This window comes from Singulisphaera rosea (assembly GCF_054877945.1).
Genome location: NZ_JBTYIP020000002.1, coordinates 824,184 through 839,245, shown reverse-complemented (window position 1 = coordinate 839,245; position 15,062 = coordinate 824,184). Strand labels below are relative to the sequence as shown.

Genomic DNA, 15,062 nt, shown 5'->3' with positions numbered 1-15,062 from the left:
ATGGCCGCAAGATAAAGATCATCGTCGCGAGGTCAGTCTGATTATGCACCCGTAGCTCAATTGGATAGAGCATCGGTCTTCGGAACCGACGGTTAGGGGTTCGAATCCCTTCGGGTGTACTTTGAGACGCAAACCCCTGGGAGACCAGGGGTTTTTTGTTTGTTCGGAGGAATGCAAGGGAGCGGTTTTCGAAGGGTCCGGACACTCACACAATCGAGAGCATCCCCTCTACCGGAGTTCTCGTGATTCAAGGTCAGGTTCCGGCTTCTGCTGATCCTGGGAAATTTTCGACGTATCTTGGTTCTCCGCTTGGCAGAGACCTTGCCCCTGTACCATTCACGATCAACCGATCACCACGGAAGGTCTCGGCGGTGAACGACACCATACCCGAGGCGATCAGGGGAAGCGGGATGGAATGATCTCGGCGAACCTCATCGACCGAGAGCGACCCGTCGACGAGTTCAACCGGTAACGCGGTCGGTAACAACGCGACCTCGGCATCGACGATCACAAGGTCGATGTCCTGGAGCCACCCCGAGCCCGGATCGATACCAGGTCGCCCGGTCGAGGCGTGCACATAGGCCGGCGCCAGGCGGAAGATGAGATCCCGACCCTCGGGGATGATCTCGGCGAGGGTCGAGTCGTGGATTTCGATTTCGAAGTTCATGGAGCTCATTATTCGACTGGTGATCCCGTGTTGTTCGAACCCGACGATGGGGACAATCGACTCGAGGCGATCGAGGCGAGCAGGGCGTCATCCAAGAAGCCCCGACGACCGACACGCCGCTCAATGCGCCGGCCCCGGCCCTGACGGACTTCGGCGAGATAGTTTGTCATTAAATGAACGATCGTTGGTTATTAATGTCCGCGGAGTCCTGATACGTATCGCCGATCCCCCCCGAGATCTTTCTGAAAGCACAATGCACCGCCGACTCGTCGCATCCCCTAATTCCGGCGAGGTCTTCGCCGCGGTCGTGTTGCCAGTCCCGGAGACGGTCGATATGGCCCTTGATGCGTGCCCGATGGGGAGAGCCCAATCCCTCGAGCCAGGCCATCGCAAACGTGCGGGGATCGTCGATGGGTACACCAGGATTTCGGTACCGTGATGGTCGTCGGGGCGGGATCGATCCCTTCCATACTCTTTGCTTGCAATCCGGTCGGGAGGCAGCTATTCTTACAGTTGTCGATTTGCGGCCCCGCGGTTTCGAACCGCTCGAGGCTCGATCGGCGGAGGAAGATGCGCGCAGGGTTACAGTGGTCTGACGCTCGACCGGCACCTCGAGGATTGGCTCGGTCGTCGTCTGCGTTGTGTTCGTTGCCGTCGGTGCCCCGGCGGCCGGCAGCATTGTGCGGAACGAGGCTTCACGAGACGATCGTGGGAGAGGCCACATCATGAAGCGATTATGCGGAGCGCTGTGTTGGGTGGGGCTGGTGACGATCATCGTCCCCGTCGGATATCGGACAACCGGATGGTTGCTCCGGTATGACGGGCGACCGAAGGCCGACGCTCGGGATTCGCAGGCCGGACGCGATCTGTTCCTCCACGAGTGGACGGCCGGCGACAAGTTGGCCGCCAGTGGCGACGGCTTGGGCCCGGTCTTCAACGCGAACTCTTGCGTCGCCTGCCATCGGCAAGGGGGAGTCGGGGGGAGCGGCCCTCAGGAACATAATGTGACGGTCTTCACTCGGGCGGCCAAACCCGGGGCGAGCGCGGGGAGCGGGGTGATCCATCAGTTCGGGATCGACGCGGCCTCCCAGGAGACGTTGGCGAACATCTCACCGTCATTCCCGAAGAAGAGCCGCCCGTCTCTCGCCGACCTGCAGGAGGTCCTAGCCAAGCCCGGTCAAACCGCGGCGGTTGTCCAAACCAACCAAGTCGGCGTTGTCCGTGAGATCGATATCGGCCAGCGGAACACGCCCGCCCTGTTCGGCGCCCACGTCATCGACGCGATCCCTGACTCGGCGATCCTGGCCAACGAGCGCGATCAGCATTTCAAGATTGGCCTCATGGTCTTCAATGGCGAGGCAACCCCCGCCGGACGCGCCGCGAAGCTGCCCCGCAGGCGAGTCGGGAAATTCGGATGGAAGGCCAACGTCGGCAACCTGTCCGAGTTCGTTCGGGTCGCCTGCGCCAATGAGTTGGGCCTCGGGAATCCCCTGCAGGCCCAGCCGGCATCGCTCTCGCAACCGTGGTATCAACCCCGCGGACTCGACCTCACGGACAAGCAGTGCGATCAGATGACGGCCTATATCGCGTCACTGCCAATGCCCCAGGAAGTGATCCCATCCTCGGCCGACGAGGCGGCCCGCGCCGTTGCCGGTAAGAAGCACTTCAAGCAGATCGGCTGCACCAACTGCCACACCCCCGACGTGGCCGAGGCCCGGGGACTTTACAGCGACTTGCTGCTGCACGAGATGGGCGAAGGGCTTGGCGGCGGTGGTTTCTATGGAGAAGAGTCGCCGGACACGGAAGACTTCGACACGAGCACGAGATCCCCGAGCGAATGGCGCACGCCGCCGCTGTGGGGTGTCGCGGATTCGGCACCCTATCTCCACGACGGCCGAGCGACGACGCTTACCGAGGCCATCAAGCTGCACTCCGGGCAGGCACTCCCGTCCGCGAATCGCTTCGCGGGTCTCTCCTTTGCCCAGCAAGACGAGCTGATCACGTTCCTCAATACACTGCGAGCTCCAGGCGTTGGCCTTGAGGGACGCGACATGACGAAGTCGCCAATGCCGAAACAGCCGGTCGCCCGCATGGTATTCGGGAGCTCTCCCAAGCTCAATGTCCTTGGCATCCTCGCCGGCACGCCTCCGGCCGCCTCGCTCTTGAGTATTGTCGATCGATGATCTGAACCATGAAAGTCGCCAGGGGCCTGTCTCGAAACCTGTTTTTCCCTTAAAAAGACAGGTTTTTGCAGGCATCCACCATGCCATCGCGGGTGTGGTCGTCTACGTCATGCGCATCAGAAACCCGGTTTTTAAGAAAAAACAGGTTTCGGTGCACGCTCTCGAATCAGACACTCTGGCGACTTCACCCTCGATCGGCTGAGTCTTGGCCATTAACATGGCCCGGCAGGATCGGCCATTTCTAACATCAACGTCCACCGTTGGCCGCGACCTGTCGAGGTTGACACCGGCATCGGGATGTCCGGCCCTGGTCCAATTCTTGAACAGCCTCGATTCGCCGACGGTGGCGACTTGTCTATCGCAAGAAAAGCATCTGCCTCTCATTCAAGTGATATGGTTGCGGATGTGCTGGTCGATTCAGGGACACCTTCAGCGGCCGTGCATGCACTCGCCGCGGCCTGGAGATTGGCTGATGGGGATCGCGGCTGAGAGGAGCTTTCGAGATCGGGAGTGGGGGCGCTCGACTTTTGCCTCTTGTTTGCCTTGTCGCTTCCTCTCCTTGTGCCTGGCCGGCCTTGCCTTGATACTCGCCACCCCTGTCGCGACATTCGCGTCCGGCGAACAGCGAACGACCTCAGGGGATGACCTCTTGATTCGGACGGACACCCGTTGGGCGGGGTGTGCCGTCGGTGGCTATCTTCCCGTTCGAGTCGAGATCGCGAACCAGGCCGGGGCCCGATCGCTCGTACTCGAGGCCGTCCCCTCCGACCGGTCTCATGGAGTGACGGTGACTCGTGTCGTCGGCGTGGATGAACGCGCGACCGTCCGTCTTACGCTCCCGATTCCGATGACGGCGTTCCAGCAGGGTGTGCTTCACGTCTATGAGCAGGGAATCGAACTGTCTTCGCACAATCGAGTGATCGGAAACGCCACGGCGAACGCGCCTGCCATGCTCGTGGTCTCAACCCGACCGATCGATTTCACGGCGTATATCTCGGCCGTCGGCGCCTCGCGCAATCAGGATCAATTCAGTGGGTTCAACTCGAACGACGCGTCCGCGGTCGTGGAAGTGGTCCCACCGGGCAGTTTGCCGGATTCCTGGATCGATTTCAGCGGTCTCGATTTTCTCACCATTTCGCGCGATGACCTCGAGCACCTCAAGTCGCCGGTGCGATCCGCGATCCTGGAATGGGTGGGCTGCGGCGGGAACCTGATCGTCTTCGAGACGGGCGAATCTCCCGGGGATGTCGAGGCACTCGATCGTCTTCTCAGCTTGAATGAACACGCGGCGGTTAGTCCAAGCTGGACGAAGTCGCGTGGGGGGGAATCGCTCCTGCGTTTCGCGAAACGCGAGCTTATGCTCGGCTTGGTTTGCAAATTCCCCGACCGGTTGCCCGAATACTCGGACGAATGGTCCTCCTTGTTGACGGCCGTCGGAGCTCCTCGTTTCTCATGGGCACAAAGGCATGGCATCGTGCCCGAGTTCGGTACGGAAGAATTCTACAATTTCATGAATCCGAACATTCGGGGTGTCCCCGTCTACGGGTTCATGGTGCTGATCACCGCGTTCGCGGTCCTGATCGGACCTGTGAACTATTTTTATCTCAAGCGTAAGAGGTTGTTATGGATGCTCCTGGTGACCGTCCCGGTCACCGCATTTGTGACAAGTGTATTGCTCGTGGGATATTCGGTGGCCGCCCACGGGTTTAGCATCCGGTCTCGGATCCGAAGCCTGACGGTCCTCGACCAGGAGAGCCATCAGGCGGTGACGATCGCGCGGATGGCCCTCTTTGCCGGGGTGGCGCCCTCGCGTGGCATGCAGTTTTCGCAGGATACGGCGGTCTTCCCGGTTTTCCCGCCGACGAGCGCGCCGGGTGCCTCCACTCTCGACTGGACCGAGGGTCAGTCCCTGACCTCGGGTTGGCTGCGGTCGCGGACAAGAACACAATTCTTGACCATTCGCAACTCCGAACAGAAAGCCCACATCGACGTCAAACCTGGACCGGACGGCGGCCTCTCGATCAACAACGGCTTCCCTTGGGAAATGGAAGCAGTTCTCGTGGCCGATGAGTCGGGACGGCTCTTGTCCGCGGCGAATGTCCGACCCGACGCGACCGTGCGTTTGGCGGACCTTTCGGAGAAGAATCGGACGGACTTTCTCCGACTCCTGGGCCGGAACCGTCCCGAGCTTCCCGACAATTTCACCGCGCCCGTCGTGAATCCTCTGCTCGGTCGCCGCTTTCGATCATTCGCACGGTTCACGGGCTTTCCGGAGCCGCACTTCGACTCGAATCTGATGGAACGGCTGATCCGGACGTGGTCCCAGGACCTTTCGTCCCGCAAGACGTCTCTCGCGCCTCGCACCTTTCTGGCGGTCCTCCGCCAGAATCCCGGGGTCGACACGGGGGTTGGACCGACCATCGAACAAGCAGGCTACCACTTGCTGTTCGGATACTATTGATCATACTCCGGACAATCATGACGGAATCCAACGGAAACCTCGGCACCCCGGCGATCGAACTGCGCAACCTCCACCGGCATTTCGGCCGGCTAAGGGCCGTCGACGGCATCTCGTTCAAGGTCTACCCGGGCCAGGTCATGGGATTCATCGGTCCCAACGGCGCCGGCAAGACGACCACGATGCGGATCCTGGCGACGCTCGAGGTTCCGACGGACGGAGAGGTGTTCATCGATGGCTATTCGGTCGTCGACGACCCCGACAAGGTCCGACGAATCGTCGGGTTCATGCCGGACAGTTTCGGCAAGTATGCGAACATGGATGTCGTGGAATACGTCGACTTCTTCGCGAGGGCGTACGGGCTCTCGGGAGACGCCCGAAGAGACGCCGTCGAGCGAGTCCTGGTCTTCACCGAATTACGGAAACTGGCGGACAAGTCGATCAAGACCCTCTCCAAGGGGATGTCGCAACGGCTTGCCCTGGGACGAACGCTGATCCACGACCCCTCCGTGCTAATCCTCGACGAACCGGCCGCGGGCCTTGACCCTCGGGCACGCATCGAACTGCGGGGCCTGATTCACGTCCTGGCGACCGAGCAACAAAAAACGGTGCTCATTAGCTCGCATATCCTCACCGAGCTGGGTGAGATTTGCGACTCGGCGGCGATCATCGAGGCAGGAAGACTCCTCGCGAGCGGCAGTATGACGGAGATCATGCAGGCCCAGCGCGTCTCGGAAGGGCGTGCCGAGGGGCCGGCGATCTCGGTTCGCGTGCTCCGCGACGCTGAAAAGTTAGAGCACCTGCTTTCCCAGGAAACGCTCGTCAGGAACGTGGAACTCGCGGACCAGGTCGCCACCTTCGAGTTTACCGGTGACGAACCGGAGTTGGCCGCGATTTTGAGACGGCTCATTCGGGCCGACCTCGAGGTGGTCGAGTTCCGCGGCCGGGTCGAAAGTCTTGAGGACGCGTTCATGGCCATCACCAAGGGGATCACGCAATGAGCGCCTCCTCGTCAATCATCGCTCGATTGGAACGTCTTGGTGACCGATTTAACCCCATCGTCGTGAAGGAGGTGCGGCAGGCTCTCAAGAGCCGCCAGTTCGTCCTCACGTTCCTGCTCCTCCTCCTGGCGGCCTGGGCCGGCTCGATCTTTGGTGTGTCGTATCTGGGTGAGTCGATCGACTATGGGTCGTCGGCGGTGACTTTTTTTGCAGGATTTTTGTTCGCCCTGTCCGCGGCGACGTTGGTCATCGTTCCCTTCTCGACGTTTCGCAGCATTGTCGAAGAGCGCAACGAGACAACGCTCGAACTTTTACAAATCACGGCGCTCTCGCCCCCGCAGATCGTCCGCGGCAAGATCCTCAGCGCGTTAGTCCAGGTGCTGGTCTACTACTGTGCGATCGCTCCCTTCATTGCATTCACCTCGCTCTTGCCGGGTTTCGACATCGTCCACGTGAGCTTTTCGCTGATCATGCTCCTGATCACCGCGCTGTGTTTCTCCGCGGTGGCCGTCGCGATCGGATCCCAGGCACGCCATACGGCGTTTCAATCTCTCTCCTCGCTGTTTGTAATCGCGCTGGCTTTCGGGGGGATGATGTCCTTTTTCGGCTTCATGACGGCGGCCGGCGTCAACATTCGATTCGACGAGTCGGTGACGTGGTGGGCGATCGCCCTGGTGGTATTCCTCGCCATTTCGACCGGACATATCTGCGAGCAGGCGGCCATCGCCCAACTGACGTTCGATTCGGACAACCGAAGCACGGGCATTCGGTTGGCCACGGGCGCGCAATGGCTCTTTTGCTGGATTGGTCTGATTGCCTTCATGATCGTGCAGCAGGTGCCGGCGATGGGTTCCGATGGGTTAAAAGCCATCCTGACTCTCACGACGATCCAAATTACGGTGGCGAGCCTGTTGTTCGTGGGGGCACCGGATACACTTTCGCGGCGCGTCAGCCGAGGATTGCCCCAATCGGGCCTGGCGAGGGTACTGTGGGCCCCCTTTCTGCCGGGTGCGACGCGTGGACTACTTTATGCTCTCCTCTCGCTGGCACTGCTCGCCATTTTCGTGCTGGTCTTGTTGCCGTATTTTACGTTGAGCACGCTCCTGGATGATCAGCAGGCAACTCAATACGCGCTCGCCCTGGTGGCCTATTCCTTGATTTATCTCGGGACGGGCACTCTCCTGGGGCGTCTGTTGAGGCGCTGGATGCCGCAGGTTTATTCTTACCACGTCGTCGCGATCCTGGCCTTGGTGAATCTACTTTTGATCGTCGGGGCCGCGGTCATCCATTTCGTGTCCCAGACGACCACCCCAGAGCTTTTCGATGTCGTCAATCCGATCCTGACCCTACAGACGATCGCCGACGGCAATTTCGGGGCTATCAATACCGTCTCCTGCATCGTGGTCACTGCGATCCTCGCGATCGTGGTCAACGTCCGTGCGCTTTGGTCCGGAGTTTATGACATTGTGACCGACCCGGTCCGCAGCCAAATTGAAGCCCGGTCGAATCCCACGGCGCTTCTCGAGTCACGGGCGTGAGCCAGCCTGCGGCGGAGTTCGGCAAGGATTGTCTCGGGCTCACTTGATGAATTCCCTCGCGGGTCGCCCTCGAAGAATCACAAGCCGAGCTCTGGCCATGAGCGAGAGATTGAGCCACCTCGACGAGTTCCCGGGGTGAGAGAGACCACCGAAGCGATCTCGGTCGACGCCGAGAATCGCGTGGTTTGATTCCATGGTCCCTGGACTCGTCCCTCGACGGACCGGTATCCTTTAGATCCTGGCGCTCGGGGTTCGGGTCGGGATCTCGGGGGGGCGTGGGTGTTGTCGATACACCGTGGTCGGGCATCCAACGAGCTATCGGCTCGCCCTTTCCACATCCCGGTCCCGTGATCGACTCGAGACGCGCCGGCTAGGGGCGTGGTTCGTTCTGACGACCTTTGCGATCAACGCGGTACGAATTCCCCCGTCGAGGGGCACGGACCTCTACGGTGGGACGCGTCGAGCGTTCGTCGTTTCCGTCGGTCATGCGATGAGAATGGTCGAGACCTCCCGGTTGAAGGAGCCTCTGCGCGATGGAACCGATCGATGGCGCTTCGGCTTCACCAGAGGCGTCGGCCAGGTCAGGAGACGTCGGACTGTTCTCACGCCCTCGACTTTGGGGGATGGCACTCGTGGCGGGGGTCCTGACTGGACTGGCCTCCTGGGCCGCGGGTGAGGCCGCCCTTCACGCCTTCCGGCCACCACTCCACGAGACGATGTCGAAGGGCCGGAGCGTGGTCATGGCGTTTCGGAACGACCGGACCGCGACCGACGCCAAGAATGCCGGATTGGCGTTCATTATCCTCGGTGGTGTTTCGGGCTTGGGAATGGGCCTGGCGGGCGGATTTGCGGGGCGGTCTCATCGCCTGGCGATCCGGGCCGCGTTGATCGGCCTCGGGGTCGGTGCAGTCCTTGCAGCGGCCACGTCGGCCGTACTCCTCCCGTGGTATCGGGCTTACGCGGAAGGCCACCCGGATGAGGCCTCGAACGACCTGGTTTTCCCCTTGCTCGTCCACGCAGGGATCTGGTCGACCGTGGGGGGCTCGGCCGCACTGGCGTTCGGGTTAGGTCTTGGAGAACGAGGTCGCCTGCCTCGGATCGTTGTCGGTGGGATGATCGGTGCGGGGTTTGGAACGATCGTCTACGAAGTCCTCGGGGCCATTGCATTCCCCTCGGCCTTGACGGCCCAGTTCGTCTCAATCACCTGGGAAACTCGACTGATCGCCCGTCTCGCGGTTACGACGTTCGCCGCGGTCGGAGTGCTCATGGTCCTCAACGAGGCCGTAGTTCGGAACGACGCCACCAAAGCTTGATCGCGGCAACAACGCCGTCAATCACTTCGGGGTACACGAGCGTCGACGACCAGATTCCTCACTCGCTCTTGCGAGTATTCGTGGGGACGACGCGCACCTCGGGAACCCCGCCGTCGTGCCGAGGCTCGACGACTTCGTACGTCGTGTTGGTCTCGAGGCCGGTCAGGGTGCTGACCGTGCCGGAGGGCCAATGAAGCTCGGCGCGTGCGACCGAATCCACAACACCGAGCCCGATGAGGAGTCTGGGGTCGTTGGTGGATTGCATGCTGCATCCCCCTTTCTTCTGGCGGACGATCGTGCGGTCTCCGACCTGGACATCGACTCGCGTCCCGATCGCGTCCCGATTGCTGCGGGTCCCGACGAGGTTGAATCGGATCCAACGGGAACTGCCGGGAGTGTCGTTGCGCAGAACTGCCGGGGCGTCATCGCGATGATTGATGATGATGTCGATGTCGCCGTCGTCATCGAAGTCGCCGAACGCGGCGCCTCGGCCGGAATGACGCGAGGCGAAGTAAGGGCCGACGTCCTTGGTCGCAAGCTGGAATCGACGTGTCTGGGATCGAGTTCCCGATCCGGTGGTACTTCCGGGTACATTACGATGCAGCATCGGAGGTTCGAGGTAGCTCAGGGTTGGACCAAGCCGGTTGCGGTTGCTGTCGAGGTGTCCATTCGTGACGAAGGCGTCGGGCCAGCCGTCATTGTCGAAGTCCGCGAGGGCGCAGCCCCAACCCACGTACGGTCGGCTGTCCGCGACCAATCCGACGTTGGCCGAGTGGTCGAGGAAGGTTACCGGTGGGACAGCGCCAGGCGTCGTCGCGCCCGACCCCGGGAGGTTCTGGTACAGGGTGCTGTACTCGTACTGGAAGTTGGTGACGAGGATTTCGGGGCGACCGTCGCCGTCAATGTCCTCGGCATCGGCTCCCATACTGGATTGGGCTGTTCCCTGGGCGTTGTAGGCCGCTCCGGAGGTCTCCGTGGCATCCTCGAAGGTTCCGTCGCCCTTGTTGAGGAAGAGGAAGTTGGGCCGCAAGTCGTTGGCGACGAAGAGGTCGATCCGGCCATCGAGGTTGAAATCGGCCGCGATCACGCCGAAACCTCGGCCGTCGACCCGGCCGACGCCCGCGGCGTCGGTTACGTCGGTGAAGGTGCCATTGCCATTATTGCGGTAGAGGATGTGCTTGGCCGAAGGGATCGAGCCCGGTGAACAGTAGACGGGTTGTTCCTTGGTCCCGCAGTGGTGGGGAGACTTGAGGTAGTCCCACTCCCCGTAGTTGGCCACGTACACGTCAAGGTCGCCGTCGTTGTCGTAGTCGAGCATCGCTCCGCCCGACGACCAGGCCGTACGATCAACGCCCGAGGCTTTGCTGATATCGGCGAAAGTTCCGTCGCCATTGTTGAGGAACAAGGCGCCTGGGCCGCAGTTGCAAAGGAAGACGTCGGGGTCGCCGTCGTTGTCGATGTCTCCGACGACGATGCCCGAGCAGAAGCCTCGAAATCCCAACCCCGAGGCCTCGGTGACGTCGCGAAACTGTCCCCCGCCGAGGTTCTTGTAGAGGCGGTTCGGGCCGGTTTCTGCCTTGCCCAAGGGGAGGAAAGTCGCGTTGGCAAAGTAGAGGTCGAGCCGGCCATCGCCGTCGAAGTCGAGGAAGGCGACGCCGGAGCCGAAGGCGGTCGGGAAGAGTCGATCTTCGGTCGTTCCCGAGGTATGCACAAAATGGATATGGCTCGACTCGTGGATCTCCGAAAACCGGAACGGGCTCGGATCCTTCGGGATGGTTGCATAGGCGTCGGCGAACGCCATGAACGCCATTCGGTCGCTCAACCCCAGGTCGCGGCCGCTGACCGGGCGGACCGACGTGCTCGCTGTTGTCTTCGGTGTCGGCGGGCTCGGTGAGACGGTTTGCTCACATCCCGAAAGCAACAGCCCGAGAATGATCCAGCCGAGGGGGGAGACGAGGTGAGTGATGAACGGGGCACGTCGCATCGATCGTTTTCCGCGTCCTTGCCGACGCCAGGGCATCGGGATCGGGACACCTGAGAGAGGGGTGTAAAGCCGCCACGCTGGTGCGGGGTTGAGAGGCATTGGGCGGCCGAGGATCCCAGTGCTTAGGTCACCGAGTTAGACAATGTCATCCCAGAACGTTTTGTAGGGTGGGCATGGCCCACCGTCCTTTCCGTCATCCTTGGTGGGCAGTGGCCACCCTACCAATGGAGCGGCCAATTGTTCTAGTCTCCGTGGGATGAGCGCAAAGCAGAACCCAGCCGGACGGACCCTACGATTCTATCGCGATCGAACGAGTGGACGGGCATGAAGCTCGATCCGATCCCCCTGTCTAATACAGCGGGACCGGATCCGAGGTTGCGTGAACACCGCGCGTGTGAGCGAGAGCCTGCGAGGCTCAAGGCTTCTTCTTGTCCGTGGCGAATTGTTTGGGCACGACACCCGGCCTCCAGAGCATCTTGCCGTTCTTGCCGATCATCTTCTTGAAGCGTTCATCTTTGAATCGGTCATTGGCGAGAAGTCGGTTGCTGGGCGCGGCGATGCCCTTCTTGAGCTGGGTCTCGCGATCCTCCGAGCCACAACCGCAGACCAGGGAGACGGCGAAGACGATGCCCAGTGGCCAACGAGGGACCTGTTTCAAGGGAAGACTCCACAAAGTGACGGGCGACGGGTCACCAAATCTCGAGTCGGCAACCGGTCAAAAGGCATCGCTGCTGATGACTTCGCCGAGATTCCTGGTCCCGAGGGCCCACCATGTCTGGGGGTTGACCGTGTCCTTGATGAACTTGACCGAACCATCGCCCATCCCGATGTTCACCCCGCCCGGATGATTGCTCGTCGCCGTGATGGCGGCGGCGAAACCTCCCCCTGCGCCGTCGGCGTGGAAGTCGAAAAGTCCGCCTTGTGCTCCCGTACAGGAGTAAGAGTTAGGACTCATGACGTGCGAATACGACGTATTTGCCATGTCATAGCCCTGGGCCAGGAGCCAGGCGGAGCCGAAGGCGGCGTCGCTCGAGGGGGCGGTCCCGGCGGGGATGCTCTTGCACGCCCCGATGAATTTCTGGAGCGTCGCGTTGTCGTTGGCGTCCACCGTCGTGTTGACCGACGAGAGCTGGAAAAGCGAGCGCTTGGCGAGCGGCGATCCGGCGACGGCGGGCGAGGTCGCCGCGTTGTCGAGGCCCACCCCGTAGCCGATCAGGTGTTCGCTGAACAGGGCGGTGTTCGTCAGCCCGTCGGTCACGGCGGCGAGGGAGATCGGGGCCAGGTTATTGCTCGTGACGAAGCTATCCCCCTTGTTGGGGACGATCAACCCGTTGCATGAGGTGATCATCGCCGGGCCGCCGTAATTGCCCGCGTAGTTCGTCTGGGCATACTGGACACCGGCGAAGCTCGCAGGGTGGACCAGACTGTCCGAAGGACACGTCAGCGATGCGATGAACGTCAGCCCGACCGTGGTGTTCTGGCTGAAGGACGCACCCGTGAACCCGCCGAGGTCGAGCATCGGTACGCTAAAATTGATCGCATTGTACAACGGTTGTTGTTCAAGGTGGGGGAGGACCGCCGCCGCCCAGGACGGCTCCCAGGCCCAGTACGACGTGTTCTTGATCGACTGTGCGGGGAAGACATTGTTGGCCGACACATAGTTGTGGACGGCCAGTCCCAATTGCTTCAGGTTGTTGATGCACTGGGCACGCCGTGCGGCTTCTCGCGCCGCTTGCACGGCCGGCAGCAGCAGGGCAATCAATATGGCGATGATCGCGATCACCACCAGGAGCTCAATCAGCGTGAAGCCACGAGCTCGGCGCATGCATTGCCGCATGAAACCTCCGGTGAGGCAGACGAATCGGACGAACGATGGGGAAATAAAGACAGACACTGACCCTCGCGCTTTCCAAGGTAATGCTCGGGCTGGATGAGAGCAATAACAAAAATCTTTCGATGATACGGAGATGAAGGAATCAGGGATCTTCAAGCACGACGGATCACTTGGGTTGTCTTGAGGATAAGCCCGAACGACTCGACTCGACTCGACTCGACTCGACTCGACTCGACTCGACTCGACTCGGAGTGGAGTCGGGGGTTTGATACTCCGATGGTATTGAGAATCCAAACATCCTCACCAGAAGCCGATCGCGTCGGAGACCCTCGGCCATGTTCGGGAATATTGATCCCGCTCGCACGAAAGAACTTTCGTTCTGAGGAGGGTCTTCTCGACGCGATTTCGATCATGCCGTGGAGACTCGACGGTGGTGCGGCAGTCGGCGTAGACTGGGAAACAATGGGCCTCGGGGCTTGACCGCTTTGGACGGTCACCGATGACCGCATCGAAGGCCCAGTCGATGAGGACCCGTCGTGCATGCGACCGATGAAGCGGATCCGAAAGGTCGGCCGTGAGTGGCTGGCCGCCCTCCTGGGCCTTACCGCACTCGGGGCGGCCTTTGTCGTCTATCTGCGAGAGAACCGGCCGCCCACCTATCGCCTGACCATCAGTGCAGGAAGCCCCCAGGGGCTGAGGCATCAGATCGCCGAACGACTGGCTGTCGACGCCGGCCGTCGCATGGTCGGTCTCCGGGTCATCGGCACGTCGGGCTCGCGCGAGGCACTCGACCGCGTCGAGGCCGGGACGTTGGACCTGGCCCTCGTGCAGGGGGGGCTCGGTCCTTCCCATCGAAGTCGAGTCCGACAGGTCGCGACGCTCCACGTCGAGCCGTTGCACCTGCTGGTGAAAGAGGAACATCTCGCCGAGGTCTCTCGGAGCCTCGAAGCCCTTCGCGGCAAGATCGTGAATGTGAGCGAGGCCGGGAGCGGTACGTACAACCTCGCGATGGAGGTCCTCTCGTTCGCCGGCCTATCTCCTCGCGTACCAGGGGCCGCGCAAGGCGACTTCACGGCCACGACCCTGAGCTATCGACAGTTGGAAGAGCAGGGCGACCGTGCCAAGCTCCCGGACGCGGCGTTCATGGTCTCGGCACTCCCCTCGCCGATCGCCCGCCACCTCGTTCTGAAACATCGCTTCCGTCTCGTCCCGCTGACCTTCGGCGAGGCCTTTGCCCTCGACGTGATTCGGAGCGACGTCCCGGCTTTCCAGGCTCGAGGTTCCACAGTCGAGGTCGACAAGGTTCACGTCGCGTTGACGGAGATCCCTCCATTCACCTACAACGTCGACCCTCCCGTGCCGCCCCGGCCGATCGAGACGATCGGGACGCGACTCCTACTGGTCGCGAATGCCGATGTCGAGCCGAGGGCTGTCCTGCGCGTCCTCGACGCGGTCTTCTCACCGGGGTTCGCTCAACTCGCCCGGCCTCCCCTCGACGTCAAACTCCTGGAGATACCGCCCGAGATGGAATGGCATCCGGGAACTCTCCAATACCTCGAGCGGAACAAGGCGCTGATGGCCGGGGATGTGGTCGACTTCCTCGAGAAGGGGACCAGCCTGGGCGGTGCCGTCATCGGCGGCTCGTTCTTCCTCTGGCAGTGGTGGAGGCAGCGATATCGGAGGAAGCGGGATCTCGGGTTCGAGGCCTATCTCCTGAAGGTGACGGCGATCGAACGCCAGGCCCTCCATCTCGAGCTTGGCGCCATGCTCGACCTGAAGGAACTGCTCCGTTTGCAGGCCGAGCTCAGCGAGTTGAAGAGCGAAGCCCTCGAGAAGTTCGCCGAGGGGGACCTTGAGGGGGAGACTCTGATCTCCGGCTTCATCAGCCACGTGAACGACACGCGGACCTACTTGACGCGACTCATCCTTCACGAGCGGGAGAGCCTCGAGAAGCAAGCACGGAAGCAGAAGCGCTCCCCCGAGGCACTCTGGCACGAGGCGTTGGGCGAGTATGTCGAACAGACGTCGGTCCTCGACCCGACCGCGATTGCGGGGGGCATCGAGGATATCGGCCCTTGATTGCG

Annotated in this window: 10 protein-coding genes and 1 tRNA gene; 7 read left to right on the top strand and 4 right to left on the bottom strand. The window is 61.7% G+C overall.

What is annotated here, in order from left to right:
• Positions 1-45 precede the first annotated feature (45 nt).
• Positions 46-119, top strand: a tRNA-Arg gene (locus tag ACYOEI_RS06370).
• A gap of 134 nt (positions 120-253) precedes the next feature.
• Here the strand turns inward: ACYOEI_RS06370 and ACYOEI_RS06365 are convergent.
• Entirely contained in the window at positions 254-667 is a 414-nt protein-coding gene (locus tag ACYOEI_RS06365; protein ID WP_462848511.1) for a hypothetical protein, read from the bottom strand.
• 755 nt (positions 668-1,422) lie between these two features.
• Here ACYOEI_RS06365 and ACYOEI_RS06360 point away from each other — a divergent pair.
• The 5 genes from ACYOEI_RS06360 to ACYOEI_RS06340 all read left to right on the top strand — a co-directional run bounded on the left by ACYOEI_RS06360 (position 1,423) and on the right by ACYOEI_RS06340 (position 9,160).
• Complete coding sequence (locus ACYOEI_RS06360; protein ID WP_462848510.1) at positions 1,423-2,850, top strand: di-heme oxidoredictase family protein; 1,428 nt, start codon at positions 1,423-1,425, stop codon at positions 2,848-2,850.
• Between the two features lie 649 nt (positions 2,851-3,499).
• The gene (locus tag ACYOEI_RS06355; protein ID WP_462848509.1) at positions 3,500-5,311 is read left to right on the top strand and encodes a hypothetical protein; all 1,812 of its coding nucleotides are present in this window, start codon (positions 3,500-3,502) and stop codon (positions 5,309-5,311) included.
• Positions 5,312-5,328: 17 nt separating this feature from the next.
• Positions 5,329-6,309 (top strand): ABC transporter ATP-binding protein, encoded by a 981-nt coding sequence (locus tag ACYOEI_RS06350; RefSeq protein ID WP_462848508.1) that lies wholly within the window; start codon positions 5,329-5,331, stop codon positions 6,307-6,309.
• The gene (locus ACYOEI_RS06345; RefSeq protein ID WP_462848507.1) at positions 6,306-7,847 is read left to right on the top strand and encodes an ABC transporter permease; all 1,542 of its coding nucleotides are present in this window, start codon (positions 6,306-6,308) and stop codon (positions 7,845-7,847) included. Before ACYOEI_RS06350 ends, ACYOEI_RS06345 begins: the two co-directional genes overlap by 4 nt.
• Before the next feature lie 533 nt (positions 7,848-8,380).
• A complete protein-coding gene (locus ACYOEI_RS06340; RefSeq protein ID WP_462848506.1) occupies positions 8,381-9,160 on the top strand; it encodes a hypothetical protein in 780 nt (259 codons plus the stop codon).
• 58 nt (positions 9,161-9,218) lie between these two features.
• Here the strand turns inward: ACYOEI_RS06340 and ACYOEI_RS06335 are convergent, their stop codons facing one another.
• The 3 genes from ACYOEI_RS06335 to ACYOEI_RS06325 form a co-directional block, all read right to left on the bottom strand.
• Positions 9,219-11,144 (bottom strand): CRTAC1 family protein, encoded by a 1,926-nt coding sequence (locus ACYOEI_RS06335; RefSeq protein ID WP_462848505.1) that lies wholly within the window; start codon positions 11,142-11,144, stop codon positions 9,219-9,221.
• A 415-nt stretch (positions 11,145-11,559) separates the two neighbouring features.
• Positions 11,560-11,802 carry a hypothetical protein gene (locus ACYOEI_RS06330; protein WP_462848504.1) on the bottom strand — a complete coding sequence of 81 codons (243 nt, stop codon included), beginning with the start codon at positions 11,800-11,802 and terminating at the stop codon, positions 11,560-11,562.
• Positions 11,803-11,859: 57 nt separating this feature from the next.
• Positions 11,860-12,969: a DUF1559 family PulG-like putative transporter gene (locus ACYOEI_RS06325; protein WP_462848503.1), complete on the bottom strand. Its 1,110-nt coding sequence runs from the start codon at positions 12,967-12,969 to the stop codon at positions 11,860-11,862.
• A gap of 549 nt (positions 12,970-13,518) precedes the next feature.
• On the opposite strand from ACYOEI_RS06325, the gene ACYOEI_RS06320 reads away from it, so the two are divergent.
• A complete protein-coding gene (locus tag ACYOEI_RS06320; RefSeq protein ID WP_462848501.1) occupies positions 13,519-15,057 on the top strand; it encodes a TAXI family TRAP transporter solute-binding subunit in 1,539 nt (512 codons plus the stop codon).
• Positions 15,058-15,062: the final 5 nt, after the last annotated feature.